This window comes from Thermocrispum municipale DSM 44069, from assembly GCF_000427825.1.
GTDB classification, from domain to species: domain Bacteria; phylum Actinomycetota; class Actinomycetes; order Mycobacteriales; family Pseudonocardiaceae; genus Thermocrispum; species Thermocrispum municipale.
Window position 1 is genome coordinate 76,868 of the sequence record NZ_ATYT01000007.1, and the last position, 13,359, is coordinate 90,226.

Below are 13,359 nucleotides of genomic sequence, written 5' to 3' on the forward strand. Positions count from 1 at the left end.
CAGCGTTCTTGGTCGCGGGCCGCTGTACGAGGTGCAGGAACTGCTTGTCATCGAGCAGCCGCCGAAGGGCAATGCCGCGTCGTACGTCTACGTCGACGCCGATGGTCACCAACTCGGCTCGGTGCATCAGACCGACGAGCACGGGCGTGTCGGGGTGACGCTGCCGCCCAAGCAGGAGCAGGCCACCGCGCACTTCCGGTTCTTCGATGCCACCGGTGCGGTGCTGGCGTGCATCGAGCAGGCGAACAACTCGATGGGGGCGATCTTCAAGCCCCTGATCACCATCACCGACGCCAACCGGCGGCCGGTCGGCGCGATCAGAGCCGACACCTGGGGTCTTGGGCGTAACCGGTCGAGCTTCTACGTCGGCGACAACCGGGTGGGCGGGCTGTCCGAGACCAGCTGGCTGTCCTCCACGCACAAGGTGACCGATGGTGACAAGCGGGAGATCGCCGAGATCGTCAAGCGGGAGTTCGGCAACAATCCGCTGCCCGACATTCCGGCCGACGGCGACAGCTACTGGTTGCACAGGCCGCACAGGGTGAGCGAGCCCCTCGGCACACTCGTGCTGCTGGCGCCGTTCGCGGTGGATCACGCCTTCCACCCGACCACCTGACTTCGAACCGGCAGGAGCGCACCGGATACGGCCGGACGATCCGCATCGCTGGCTTGGCAGCTGCAGAGGCACGATGACGCCCGGCCGCCGGCGGTGTCGTCCGGCGATGGCCCGTCAGCGGTGTGAGCCGGTGATCTTCGCCGCGCCCAGCACCAGGTCACCGGCCGATTCGTCCGGCCGGTAGAGCACCAGCGTCTGACCCGGCGCGACGCCGCGCAGCGCCTCCCGCAGCTCGACGCGCACCCGATCGCCGTCGGGCACCGCGACCGCGGGCGCCACGCCGCCGTGCGCGCGCACCTGCACCTGACACTCGGTCGGCCCGTCCAGCGGCTTCGCCGGCCAGTTGGCCCTGTCGGCCTCGATCACCGTCACGCCCAGATCCTCGGCCGAGCCGACCTTGACGGTGCCGGACACCGGCTCCAGCGCCAGCACGTACCTCGGCCGCCCGTCCGGCGCAGGCGCGTCGATCCCCAGGCCCTTACGCTGCCCGACGGTGAACCCGTGCACGCCGGTGTGCTCGCCGAGCACCGCCCCGGTTTTCGCGTCGACCAGCTTGCCCGGCTTGCGCCCCAGCCGGGACTCCAGGAACGCCTTGGTGTCACCGTCCGGAATGAAGCAGATGTCGTGGCTGTCCGGCTTGTCGGCGACCATCAGCCCGCGCTCGGCCGCCTCGGCGCGCACCTCGGACTTCACCGAGTCACCCAGCGGGAACATCGAATGCCGCAGCTGCTCGGCGGTCAGCGACGCCAGCACGTACGACTGGTCCTTGCCCGCGTCGGCACTGCGCCGCAACTGCGGCACGCCGTCGACGATCCGCAACCGCGCGTAGTGGCCGGTGGCCACCGCGTCGAACCCCAGCGCGATCGCCTTCTCCAGCAGCGCCTCGAACTTGATCTTCTCGTTGCACGTCACACACGGGTTCGGCGTACGGCCCGCGGCGTACTCGCCGACGAAGGTCTCGATCACGTCCTCGCTGAACCGCTCGGCGAAATCCCAGACGTAGAACGGGATGCCGAGCAGGTCGGCCACCCGACGCGCGTCCCGAGCGTCCTCGATCGTGCAGCAGCCACGGGCTCCGTTGCGCAACGTGCCCGGCTTGGCCGACAGCGCCAGATGCACGCCGACGACCTCGTGCCCGGCGTCCACCGCCCGCGCCGCCGCCACCGCGGAGTCCACACCGCCGCTCATGGCGGCCAGCACCTTCATGTCCGTACCCTTCCCGCGCGCCTCGTGGTCAGTCCCGCCTTGCGCGCGCGCTCGACGACGCCTTCGATCTCCGCGAGCAGCGCCTCGACGTCCGACTTGGTTGACGTGTGCCCCAGCGAGAAGCGCAACGACCCGCGCGCGTCCCGCGGATCCACCCCCATCGCCAGCAACACGTGACTGGGCTCGGCGATCCCCGCGGTGCACGCCGACCCGGTGGAGCATTCGATCCCGCGGGCATCCAACAGCATGAGCAGGCTGTCCCCTTCGCACCCGGGGAAGCTGAAGTGTGCATTGCCCGGCAGCCGGTCGCCGTTCAACCTCGGCCCGTTGACCACCGCGTCCGGGACGCGATCCAGCACGCCGTGCACCAGCTCGTCGCGCAGCCCGGTGAGCCGCTCGGTGGTCTCCGGCAACTCCTTGACCGCGTACCGCACGGCTTCCGCCAGCGCCCGGATCGCCGGGACGTCCAGCGTGCCGGAGCGCACATCGCGCTCCTGACCGCCACCGTGCAGCAACGGTGTGCACTCCGCATCGCGGGACAACAGCAACCCCCCGATGCCGTACGGTCCGCCCAGTTTGTGGCCGCTGAACGCCAGCGACGTGGCACCGCACGCGGCGAAGTCGACCGGAACCGACCCGACCGCCTGCACCGCATCGGTGTGCAGCGGCACACCGTACTCGGCGCAGACCTGCGCGATCTGGGCGATCGGGTTGATCGTGCCGACCTCGTTGTTCGCCCACATCACCGTGACCAGTGCGACGTCAGCGGGGTTGGCCTGCAGCGCGGACCGCACCGCCTCGGGCACCACCCGGCCCTCGGCGTCGACCGGCAGCACGGTCAGCTGAGCCCCGGCGTCGTCGGCCAGCCACTGTACGGCGTCGAGCACCGCGTGATGCTCCACCGCCGACACCAGCACCCTGGTGCGCGCCGGATCCGCCTTGTGCCTGGCCCAGTACAAGCCCTTGACCGCGAGGTTGTTCGCTTCCGTGCCGCCGCCGGTGAAGATCACTTCGGACGGACGCGCGCCCACGGCGTCGGCGATCGACTCGCGGGACTCCTCCACCATGCGGCGCGCTCGCCGGCCCGACGAATGCAGCGACGAGGCGTTGCCCACCTCGGACATCGCCTCGGTCATCGCCGCGATCGCCGCGGGGACCATCGGCGTGGTCGCCGCATGGTCGAGATAAGCCGAGCGGGCTGGGCGCTGCATGGAGGTCATGACCCCTCCAGGGTATCGCCCGCCGCTGCCGGGGCCGTCAGGCCGCCGAATCGGCGCGACGCGCTCGGTCGATGTGCACCTGCTCGGCATCCGGCTCGAGGATGCGCGGCTGCCACGGCCGGGACCCCATCGCCGCGGTGATCCCCAGCGCGGACAGCACCGCGCTCTCGGTCAGGTCGGCCAGTTCGCGGCGGTTATCGGTCTTGCCGGGCGGGATCGGCGGGCACACGAACATCTCGACGGTCAACCCGCGCACCCGCGCCACCCGCATCAGCGACGCGATCAGCGACTCGGTGCCGATGAACGCCGGCGCGGTGGTCTGCCGCCCGTTGGCCAACCGGTAGCGCAACGCGACCGGCAACACCGCGGCCCCGCCGTCGATCGCCGCCTGGAACGGCGCAGGCACATACCGGCCGGACGCCTTACCGCACCACGTGGTGCCCTCACCGGCCACGTTGACCATCGAGCCGCTGCGGAACGCCTCGGCCAGCTCGGCCACCGTGCCGGGAAGCGAACGCAGGTTCTCCCGGTCCACGAACACCGTGCCCGCGCGGCGAATGAGCCCGCCGAGCACCGGCCAGCTGCGCAGCTCGGACTTGGCCAACGCCCGCATCGGCTGCACCGCGTTGAGCGCGACGATGTCCAGCCACGAGATGTGGTTGTTCACCATCATCACGCCCTGCTGGTCACCCGGCCGGCGAACCAGCCGCGACCGCCCGTGCACCACCATCCGCACGCCGAACGCCCGCAGCAGCGAGTTGAACAGCGCGCGGACCAGCGCCTGCCTACCGCGGCGTGGAGTCAGCACCAGCAGCGGGCTGGCGATGCCCGCGGCCAGCAGAACCAGCAGCGCCATGGCCAGCCGCAGCACCACGCGGATCCGGCCGACCGACGGCGGATTCTCCCCCTCGACGCAATCCGGGCCACACGGCGACGTCGGCATCCACCGATGCGCCTGTGGCAATGAGCTCGTCGGAACCGGTCGTTGTCTCGGCATGCTCCCCTACCCTCAGCCGCTCCCCCTGGGGACCACCACGAACTCTACTTGTCACCGAGGAAGAACCGCACATACCGCTCGTCGACGGCCTGGATGTCGAGGAGCACGAAGAAATCCGCGACGTTGAAGTCCGGGTCGTGCGCGGGCGGCCCGCACACCCGCGCGCCCAGCCGCAGGTACCCCTTCACCAGCGGCGGCAGCACAAGCTTGTCCACCCGCGGCACACCCTCGGTCTGCCACGGATGGTGCGGATGGACCCGCAGGTCCTCGTCCGCGTAGTACTTCTCCTGCAGCATGTCCCACACCGACGCGGCATAGGCCCCACCGTCGGCAAGCGGAACCGACGCGCAGCCGGCCAGATACCGGTGGCCGGACAGCACCATGTAGCGGGCGATCCCGGTCCACACCAGGCTCACCACCGCGCCGGTGCGGTGATCGGCGTGCACGCACGAGCGACCGGTCTCCACCAAGTTCGGCCGCAGGTCGGCGAGATTGGTCAGGTCGAACTCGGTGTCGGAGTAGAGCTTGCCCGCCTCGGCCGCCCGGTCGGGCGGCAGCATCCGATACGTTCCGACGATCTCGCCGGTGGCGTCCTCCCGGACCACCAGGTGGTCGCAGAACTGGTCGAACTCGTCGACGTCCAGCCCCTCCACCAGCGAGTGCAACGTGGCGCCCATCTCGACGCCGAACACTTGGTGCCGCAGCCGCTGGGCGGCGACGACCTCCTCCTCGGTCTTGGCGACCAGCAGCGAGTAGCCGCCGGTCTCCGAGCCCTTCCCCCCGGTCTTGCCCGCTCCTTTGTGGATGCTGGCCAGCAACTGCGATGACGTCATGTCGTTGATGATTCCAGCCCGCGCAAGCCGGTTGCCGCCCGGTGCACCCTGTCGGCGTATCCCCGCCCGAAGCCCCAGCGCACACCGGCCGCACGACAGAATGGCCTCCCGCCGAGCGGCGAGAGGCCATTCTGCGACATTCGTCCTGTCCGGACGTCAGCCCTTGCGCTTGGTGATCTCCTCCTGCAGCTGCGGCGCGACCTGGAACAGGTCACCGACCACACCGAAGTCGGCGATCTCGAAGATCGGGGCCTCCGGGTCCTTGTTCACCGCGACGATCGTCTTGGACGTCTGCATGCCGGCGCGGTGCTGGATCGCACCCGAGATGCCCAGCGCGATGTACAGCTGCGGCGAAACGGTCTTCCCGGTCTGCCCGATCTGGAACTGGGCCGGGTAGTAACCGGAGTCGACGGCCGCACGGGACGCGCCGACCGCGGCACCCAGCGAGTCGGCCAGCGCCTCGACCACCGAGAACTGCTCGGCGGACCCGACACCACGACCACCGGCGACCACGACGGACGCCTCGGTCAGCTCCGGACGGTCACCGCCGACCAGCGGCTCCCGGCCGGTGATCTTGGTCGCCTTGGCCGGGTCGACCGCGGGCAGCTCGAGCGCTTCCTCGGCGGCCGCACCCGAGGCCTCCTCCGGCTCGACCGAACCCGGCCGCACCGAGATGACCGGAATGCCCTTGGTGGCCTGCGCCTTCACGGTGAACGCGCCACCGAAGATGCTGTGCTGCACGCTACCGTCCTCGTTCACCCCGACGGCGTCGACCAGCAGACCCCCGTCCAGCCGGACCGCCAGCCGCGCGGAGACCTCCTTGCCCTCGGCGGTCGCCGGTACCAGCACCGCCGCGGGGGACGCCTTGCCCGCCGCGGCCTGCAGCGCGTCGACCTTGGGCGTCACCAGGTAGTTCGCCGCGTCGTCGGACTCGGCGACGTAGACCTTCGCCGCGCCGTAGGCGGCCAGCGACTCCTTCGCCTTGGCGGCACTGCCGGGCGCACCGACCACGACGGCGGACGGCTCGCCGAGCGCACGCGCGGCGGTCAGCAGCTCGAACGTGGACTTCTTGACCTCACCGTCGACGTGGTCGACGAGAACCAGAACTTCAGCCATTGGTTTGCGTCTCCTTGGGTATCGACAGGGGTCTTCAGATGAGCTTCTGGCCCGCGAGGTACTCGGCGATCTTCACGCCGCCGTCGCCGGAGTCCTCGACCTTCTGGCCCGCCTCACGCGGCGGCTTCGGTGCCGCTTCCAGCACCTTCGACCACGCGTTGGCCAAGCCCACCTCGCTCGCGTCGATGCCAAGGTCGGCGACGGTGAGCGTCTCGACCGGCTTCTTCTTGGCGGCCATGATGCCCTTGAACGACGGGTAGCGCGGCTCGTTGATCTTCTCCGTCACGCTGACCAGGGCGGGCAGCTGCGCCTCCAGGTGCGTCACGCCCTCGTCGGCGGTCTCCCGGTCGACCTTGATGGTGCTGCCCTCGACGGTCACGGCCCGCGCGTGGGTCAGCTGCGGGAGGCCGAGCAGCTCGGCGAGGATGGCCGGAACACCACCGGCGCCGCCGTCGGACGAGACGTTGCCGGCGATGATGAGGTCCACGCCGTCCAGCCTGCCGATCGCGGCCGCGATCACCTTCGCGGTGGCGATCACGTCGGAACCGTGCAGCGCCTCGTCGGACACGTGGATGGCCTTGTGCGCACCCATCGACAGGGCTTTGCGGATGGCATCGGTCGCGCGGTCCGGACCCACGGCCAGGACGGTGACCTCGCCCTCGCCTGCCTCGACGATCTTCAGGGCTTCTTCGACGGCACGCTCGTTGATCTCGTCGAGCACCGCGTCGGCGGACTCGCGGTCAAGCGTGTAGTCGGCGTCGGAAAGCTTGCGCTCCGAGTAGGTGTCCGGCACCTGCTTGACCAGAACGACAATGTTGGTCATGGGCCTACTTCGACCTCCTGATGGCAGCCGCTCGGCTGTCGGTCGGCTGTGGGACAGCTGATGGATTCGTGCTTGTGTGGCAGAACTTGGGCGCGACCTTATAGCCCTACCGGCCGGTAGCTTAAGGCGAAATCCCAGCGTCCAGCGCTTCGCGTGACATCATTCACGCGGAATCGCAATTTACCTGGACGATCGTCCAGATACTTCGTCACACCACCCGGTACCCGACTTTCGCGTCGGCTACTCAACAGTTAAGTTGTCCGCCATCGGCCGCGTTCCCCCTGACGCACCACCACCGGAGGACCCGTGATTCCCACCTTGATCATCGGCTTGCTGGCCACGGTCGTCGTGGCGGCGCTCGCCGCCCGGCGCATCATGTGGCTGACCAAGCTCATCCGGTCGGGTCAACCCACCGACCGCGGCGACAACCTGGCCAAGCGGGTGTGGCTGCAGTTCGTCGAGGTGTTCGGTCAGCGCAAGCTGCTCAAGTGGTCCGTGCCCGGCCTCGCCCACTTCTTCACCATGTGGGCGTTCTTCATCCTGGCCACGGTCTACCTCGAGGCCTACGGTGCGCTGTTCGACGAGGACTTCGCCATCCCGATCATCGGCAAGTGGGATCTGCTCGGCGCGCTGCAGGACTTCATCGCGCTGGCCGCGCTCATCGGGCTGGTCGTGTTCTCCGTCCTGCGCATCAAGCAGGCGCCGGAGCGCAAGCAGCGCGCTTCCCGGTTCTACGGCTCGCACACCGGCGGCGCGTGGCTGATCCTGTTCATGATCTTCAACGTGCTGTGGACGATGTTCCTGTTCCGCGGCGCGGCTTCGGCGGGCGGCCACCTGCCGTACAAGGACGGCGGGGCGTTCGCCTCGGACGCCGTCGGCTGGATGCTCGGCGGGCTGGACTCCGACACCATCTTCGTGCTGGACCGGCTCGGTCTGCTGCTGCACATCGGCGTCATGCTGGTGTTCCTGCTGATCGTGCTGCACTCCAAGCACCTGCACATCGGCCTGGCGCCGCTGAACGTGTCGGCCAAGCGCCTGCCGGACGGCCTCGGGCCGCTGCTGCCGATCGAGCACAAGGGCAAGCCGGTCGACTTCGAGGACCCGGACGAGGACGCCTCGTTCGGCCGGGGCGCCATCGAGGACTTCACCTGGAAGGGCTACCTGGACTTCGCCACCTGCACCGAGTGCGGGCGGTGCCAGAGCCAGTGCCCGGCGTGGAACACCGGCAAGCCGCTGTCGCCGAAGCTGGTGATCATGGACCTGCGCGACCACCTGTTCGCGAAGGCTCCGTACCTGATCGGCGGCAAGGAAGCGCCGGACGCGGTGGACTCGGTGGAGACCAAGGGCCATGGCGTGCCGGAGTCCGGCTCGTCCCGGATGGCGCTGGACGACCCGCGACAGGCCACCCGTCCGCTGGTGGGCACCGCCGAGCAGCTCGGGGTCATCGACCCGGACGTGCTGTGGTCGTGCACCACGTGCGGGGCGTGCGTCGAGCAGTGCCCGGTGGACATCGAGCACATCGACCACATCGTCGACATGCGTCGCCACCAGGTGATGATCGAGTCGGAGTTCCCCGGCGAGCTCGGCACGCTGTTCCGCAACCTGGAGAACAAGGGCAACCCGTGGGGGCAGAACAACTCCGAGCGGCTGGACTGGGCCAAGGAGCTGGACTTCGAGGTGCCGGTCTACGACGGTGAGCTGGCCGACGACGTGGAGTACCTGTTCTGGGTCGGTTGCGCGGGCGCGTTCGACGACAACGCGCGCAAGACCGTGCAGGCCACCGCGGAGCTGCTGCACCGCGCGGACGTCAAGTACGTGGTGCTGGGCACCGAGGAGACCTGCACCGGCGACTCGGCTCGCCGCGCGGGCAACGAGTTCCTGTTCCAGATGATGGCGCAGCAGACCGTCGAGGTGCTCAACTCGGTGTTCGAGGGCCGCGAGCCGGTCAAGCGCAAGATCGTCACCACCTGCCCGCACTGCATGAACACGCTCGGCAGGGAGTACCCGCAGCTGGACGGCCACTACGAGGTCATCCACCACACCCAGTTGCTGAACAAGCTGGTGCGGGAGAAGAAGCTGGTGCCGATCACGCCGCCGGAGGGCACCACGGTCGACGGGGTCGGCCCGATGGAGCGGCGCACGGTGACCTACCACGACCCGTGCTACCTGGGCAGGCACAACAAGGTGTACTCGCCGCCGCGTGAGCTGATCGACGCCGCGGGCGCCGAGCTGGCGGAGATGCCGCGGCATGCCGACCGGGCGCTGTGCTGTGGCGCCGGTGGTGCGCGGATGTGGATGGAAGAGCACATCGGCAAGCGCATCAACCTCGAGCGGGTCGACGAGGCGCTGGACACGCTGGGCAACGGCAACGGCGCGAAGGACGCCGAGGGCACGGTCGTCACCGGCTGCCCGTTCTGCAAGGTGATGGTCGCCGACGGGTTGACCCAGCGGGGCAGCGAGGACATCGGCACCAATGTCGGCGTGAAGGACGTCGCGCAGTTGCTGCTGGAAGCGGTCAAGCGCGGCGAGGAGAAGCCGAAGGCCACGTCCGAGCTGGAGCCGTCGGAGTCCTGACCGGGCTGGCTGCGCAGGCGGCGCACACCCCCACCTCCGCCGCCTGCGCTCGCTCGTGGCAGCACAGCGAGTGCGATGAACGCGGGCTGTTCCGCGGCAGCTTTTGCACCGCTCGCGACTGTGGTCTCGACGACCAGACACCTGCGTGCCGACGGTCGTCGATCCCCGGTTGTCTCCCCCCGTCAACCTGGGTCCGCGCGCCCCGCGCTCATCGCACCGCCGCATCCCCCGCCGGCCGTGCCGACCCCGCAAACGAGTATTTCCGAGTGCGTGGCGCCGCGGTGTCCCCCGATCGCCCCACAACCGCACGCTCGGTGATCGCCGGAGAGTCGGCTCCGGTCGGGCAGCGCGAGATACTCACGGGTAGGTTCGTGTCCATGGCAGTCGTTCCACAGGGTGCGCGATGGCTCGTCCCGGTGCCGGAGGCCGGCCGGTGACCGACGTGTCCGCCGCCCGGTCTGTCCAGCTCCACCTCAGCGGTGAGCGGACGGTGCCCGGCGTGCAGGAAGAGAATTACTGGTTCCGTCGGCACGAAGCCGCCTACCGGGCGCTGCTGCCGCTGTGTCGGGACGCCGTGGTGCTGGAAGCCGGCTGTGGTGAGGGGTACGGCGCGAACATGATCGCCGAGGTCGCCGAGCGGGTCGTCGCGGTCGACTACGACGAGGACTGCGTCCGGCACGTGGCGGAGACCTATGCCTCCGTGCGTCCGGTGCGCGGCAACCTCGCCGTGCTTCCGCTGTCCGACCAGAGCGTCGACGTGGTGGCGAATCTGCAGGTCATCGAGCATCTGTGGGATCAGCACGGGTTCCTGACGGAGTGTCGCCGAGTGCTGCGTCCCGGTGGGCCGCTGCTGTGCACCACGCCGAACCGGCTGACGTTCACCCCGGACTCCGACACCCCGCTGAACCCGTACCACACGCGGGAACTCACCGCCGACGAGCTCGCCGAGCTGTTGCACGGTGCCGGCTTTGCGGTACAGAGCATGCGCGGCCTGCATCACGGGCCCGGGGTGCAGGCGTTGGACGAGCGGTACGGCGGTTCGGTGATCGAGGCGCAGCTGGACGTGGTGATGGGCCACCTGCCCGGCACCGCCCCGTGGCCCGAGCGCCTGCTGATGGACGTGGCGTCGCTGACCGCCGACGATTTCACGGTGCAGACCGAGGACATCGACGCGAGCCTGGACCTCATCGCCGTGGCGGTGCGGCAGTGAACACGGACGAGGGAACTTTCTGCCTGGTGCTGCACAGTCACCTGCCGTGGCTGCTGCACCACGGCAGCTGGCCGGTCGGCGAAGAATGGCTCTACCAGGCGTGGACGCATTCCTACCTGCGGGTTTTCGACCTCCTGCACCGGTTCGCCGACGAGGGCAAACAGGATGTGCTGACGCTGGGCGTCACGCCGGTGCTGGCCGCTCAGCTCGACGACCCGTACGCGCTGCGTGGGGTGCACGAATGGATCGGCCACTGGCAGTTGCGGGCGCAGCAGGCCGCCCAGCGGTGGCGTGGTGACGCCTTGTTACGGGAACTGGCCGCCGAGGAGCACCGGACCGCCGTGGCCGCCGCCGAGCAGCTGCAGACCGACTGGCGGCACGGGCTGTCCCCGATGCTTCGTCCGCTGGTGGACGCCGAGGTTGTTGAACTGCTCGGCGGGCCGCTGACGCATCCGTTCCAACCTTTGCTGGCCGAGGACGTCCGGGCGTTCGCGCTGGCCGAGGGGCTGGCCGACACCCGGCTGCGGATCGGTCACCGGCCCGAGGGCATCTGGGCCCCGGAGTGCGGGTACACGCCCGGGTTGGAACACGACTACGCGGCCGCCGGGGTCCGCCGGTTCCTGGTCGACGGACCCGCGCTGCGTGGCCGGACCCATGTCGCGCGGCCGGTCGGCGAGACCGACGTGCTGTGTTTCGGCCGCGATCTCGAGGTGACCTACCGCGTGTGGTCGCCGAAGGCCGGTTATCCCGGGCATGCGGCCTACCGGGACTTCCACACCTGGGACCACGCCGTCGGCATCAAGCCGTCACGGGTCACCGGCAAGCAGGTGCCGCCGCCGGAGAAGGCGCCTTACGACGCCGCGCGCGCCGCCCAGACCGTCCATGCGCACGTCAAGGACTTCGTCGACACCGTCGTGCAACGCCTGCGGGACCTGCGCGAGCAGCACGGACGGCCCGCGTTGGTGATCGCCGCCTACGACACCGAGCTGTTCGGTCACTGGTGGCACGAGGGCCCGATGTGGCTGGAGGGTGTGCTGCGCGCGCTGCCGGAAGCGGGGGTGCGCGTCACGACGTTGCGCGGAGCGGCGGAAGCGGGCCACGTCGGTGATCCGGTCGAGCTGCCCGCTTCGTCGTGGGGTTCGGGCAAGGACTGGCGGGTGTGGGACGGCGAGCAGGTCGCCGACATGGTGCAGAGCAACGACGAGCTCCAGCAGCGGTTGCTGCGGACCGTGGCGAAGATCGGCAGCACCACCCGCGACCCGGCGGCCGACCAGTTGGTGCGCGAAGCGCTGCTGGCGCTGTCCAGCGACTGGGCCTTCATGGTCACCAAGAACTCGGCCGCCGACTACGCCCGTCGGCGCGCCGCCGAGCACACCGACCGGTTCTTTCTGCTCGCCGACGCCCTCGACGCCGGGCGGACGGCCCAGGCCGCTGCGCTGGCCGACCAGCAGCGCGCCGCGGACCACCTGTTCGGCCAGCTCGATGCCCGCCGCCTGCAACGATCGGAGACTTGATGCGCGTCCTGATGCTGTCGTGGGAGTACCCGCCTGTGGTGGTCGGCGGGCTGGCCAGGCACGTGCACGCGTTGGCGCGTCATCTGGCCGAGGCCGGGCACGAGGTCGCGGTGGTGTGCCGCCAGCCGTCCGGCACGGACGCGGAAACCCATCCGACGACCGACAGCGTCGTCGAGGGCGTGCGGATCATCCGGGTCGCCGAGGACCCGATGCACGTGACGTTCGAACGCGATCTGGCCGCGTGGACGCTGGCCATGGGGCACGCCATGATCCGCGCAGGCTACGAGCTGCTGCGGTCCTGGCGACCGGACGTCGTGCACGCCCACGACTGGCTGGTGACCCACCCGGCCATCACGCTCGCCGAGGCCGCCCGGGTGCCCCTGATCGGCACGATCCACGCGACCGAGGCCGGGCGGCACTCGGGCTGGCTGTCGCACCCGATCAACCAGCAGATCCACTCGGTCGAGTGGTGGCTGGCCAACCGCGCGGACGAACTGATCACCTGCTCGCGGGCGATGCGGGCCGAGGTGGCGCACCTGTTCGAGATCCCGCCGGAGAACATTCACGTCATCCACAACGGCATCGAGCAGCGGTCGTGGCAGGTGTCGAAGGCCGAGGTGGAGGCGGCACGGGCGCGACACAGCAACGGTGGCCCGCTGCTGCTGTTCTTCGGACGGCTGGAGTACGAGAAGGGCGTGCAGGACCTGCTCACCGCGCTGCCGCGGATCCGCCGGCTGCATCCGGGCACCCGGTTGGTCGTCGCCGGGAAGGGCAGGCATCTGGACCCGCTCGTCGAACAGGCACGCAAGCTGCGGATTCGCCGCGCGGTGGACTTCGTCGGGCACTTGCCGGATCGCGAGCTGCGCGCGGTGCTGGCCGGTGCGGACACCGTGGTGTTGCCCAGCCGGTACGAGCCGTTCGGGATCGTGGCGCTGGAGGCCGCCGCGGCCAACGCCCCGCTGGTCGCCTCGACCGCGGGCGGGTTGGGCGAAGTGGTGCAGGACGGCGTCACCGGTTTGGCGTTCGAACCCAGCGACGTCGACGGGCTGGTCGCGGCCGTGCACGGTGTGCTGTCCGATCGTGCGGCGGCCAAGCGGCGTGCGGAAGCGGCCAAGGCCCGCTTGGCGGACGACTTCGACTGGCCGACCATCGCCGAAGCCACCACGGAGGTCTATCGCAACGCCCGCGCCGCCGGGCCGCAGGCGCTGGGCCGCCCGAAGATCGCCACCGGTAACGCGTTCCAGACCTGA

At 69.8% G+C, this 13,359-nt stretch carries 11 protein-coding genes; 5 read left to right on the top strand and 6 right to left on the bottom strand.

The genetic code is table 11. The features are described from left to right. The first annotated feature begins 31 nt into the window (after positions 1 to 31). On the top strand, positions 32 to 616 hold the full coding sequence (locus YWM_RS0108795) for an LURP-one-related/scramblase family protein (protein ID WP_245565979.1): 585 nt from the start codon (positions 32 to 34) through the stop codon (positions 614 to 616). A 114-nt stretch (positions 617 to 730) separates the two neighbouring features. On the opposite strand, the gene mnmA is transcribed toward YWM_RS0108795, so the two are convergent. The 6 genes from mnmA to YWM_RS0108825 all read right to left on the bottom strand — a co-directional run bounded on the left by mnmA (position 731) and on the right by YWM_RS0108825 (position 6,811). Further along, complete coding sequence (gene mnmA / locus YWM_RS0108800) at positions 731 to 1,822, bottom strand: tRNA 2-thiouridine(34) synthase MnmA (RefSeq protein WP_028850421.1); 1,092 nt, start codon at positions 1,820 to 1,822, stop codon at positions 731 to 733. After that, entirely contained in the window at positions 1,819 to 3,042 is a 1,224-nt protein-coding gene (locus tag YWM_RS0108805) for a cysteine desulfurase family protein (protein WP_028850422.1), read from the bottom strand. Before YWM_RS0108805 ends, mnmA begins: the two co-directional genes overlap by 4 nt. A 37-nt stretch (positions 3,043 to 3,079) precedes the next feature. After that, positions 3,080 to 3,985, bottom strand: coding sequence for a lysophospholipid acyltransferase family protein (locus YWM_RS22775; protein ID WP_245565980.1), 906 nt, complete (start codon positions 3,983 to 3,985; stop codon positions 3,080 to 3,082). Between the two features lie 98 nt (positions 3,986 to 4,083). Next, complete coding sequence (locus YWM_RS0108815; RefSeq protein ID WP_028850423.1) at positions 4,084 to 4,872, bottom strand: GNAT family N-acetyltransferase; 789 nt, start codon at positions 4,870 to 4,872, stop codon at positions 4,084 to 4,086. A 156-nt stretch (positions 4,873 to 5,028) separates the two neighbouring features. Next, positions 5,029 to 5,988 carry an electron transfer flavoprotein subunit alpha/FixB family protein gene (locus tag YWM_RS0108820; RefSeq protein ID WP_028850424.1) on the bottom strand — a complete coding sequence of 320 codons (960 nt, stop codon included), beginning with the start codon at positions 5,986 to 5,988 and terminating at the stop codon, positions 5,029 to 5,031. A 34-nt stretch (positions 5,989 to 6,022) separates the two neighbouring features. Then, positions 6,023 to 6,811 carry an electron transfer flavoprotein subunit beta/FixA family protein gene (locus YWM_RS0108825; protein ID WP_028850425.1) on the bottom strand — a complete coding sequence of 263 codons (789 nt, stop codon included), beginning with the start codon at positions 6,809 to 6,811 and terminating at the stop codon, positions 6,023 to 6,025. A gap of 306 nt (positions 6,812 to 7,117) precedes the next feature. Here YWM_RS0108825 and YWM_RS0108830 point away from each other — a divergent pair, with 306 nt between their 5' ends. The 4 genes from YWM_RS0108830 (at position 7,118) to YWM_RS0108845 (ending at position 13,359) form a co-directional block, all read left to right on the top strand. After that, positions 7,118 to 9,385, top strand: coding sequence for a (Fe-S)-binding protein (locus YWM_RS0108830; protein WP_028850426.1), 2,268 nt, complete (start codon positions 7,118 to 7,120; stop codon positions 9,383 to 9,385). Between the two features lie 403 nt (positions 9,386 to 9,788). Next, positions 9,789 to 10,595 carry a class I SAM-dependent methyltransferase gene (locus tag YWM_RS0108835; protein ID WP_052344694.1) on the top strand — a complete coding sequence of 269 codons (807 nt, stop codon included), beginning with the start codon at positions 9,789 to 9,791 and terminating at the stop codon, positions 10,593 to 10,595. Further along, positions 10,592 to 12,109: a 1,4-alpha-glucan branching protein domain-containing protein gene (locus YWM_RS0108840; protein WP_028850428.1), complete on the top strand. Its 1,518-nt coding sequence runs from the start codon at positions 10,592 to 10,594 to the stop codon at positions 12,107 to 12,109. Before YWM_RS0108835 ends, YWM_RS0108840 begins: the two co-directional genes overlap by 4 nt. Beyond that, complete coding sequence (locus YWM_RS0108845; RefSeq protein WP_028850429.1) at positions 12,109 to 13,359, top strand: glycosyltransferase family 4 protein; 1,251 nt, start codon at positions 12,109 to 12,111, stop codon at positions 13,357 to 13,359. The genes YWM_RS0108840 and YWM_RS0108845 overlap by 1 nt, the downstream gene beginning before the upstream one ends.

Coding starts and splice junctions, on each gene's coding strand:
- YWM_RS0108805 (WP_028850422.1), bottom strand. CDS start 3,042: ATGACCTCCATGCAGCGCCCAGCCCGCTCGGCTTATCTCGACCATGCG.
- YWM_RS0108825 (WP_028850425.1), bottom strand. CDS start 6,811: ATGACCAACATTGTCGTTCTGGTCAAGCAGGTGCCGGACACCTACTCG.
- YWM_RS0108845 (WP_028850429.1), top strand. CDS start 12,109: ATGCGCGTCCTGATGCTGTCGTGGGAGTACCCGCCTGTGGTGGTCGGC.
- mnmA (WP_028850421.1), bottom strand. CDS start 1,822: ATGAAGGTGCTGGCCGCCATGAGCGGCGGTGTGGACTCCGCGGTGGCG.
- YWM_RS0108815 (WP_028850423.1), bottom strand. CDS start 4,872: ATGACGTCATCGCAGTTGCTGGCCAGCATCCACAAAGGAGCGGGCAAG.
- YWM_RS0108835 (WP_052344694.1), top strand. CDS start 9,789: ATGGCTCGTCCCGGTGCCGGAGGCCGGCCGGTGACCGACGTGTCCGCC.
- YWM_RS0108820 (WP_028850424.1), bottom strand. CDS start 5,988: ATGGCTGAAGTTCTGGTTCTCGTCGACCACGTCGACGGTGAGGTCAAG.
- YWM_RS22775 (WP_245565980.1), bottom strand. CDS start 3,985: ATGCCGACGTCGCCGTGTGGCCCGGATTGCGTCGAGGGGGAGAATCCG.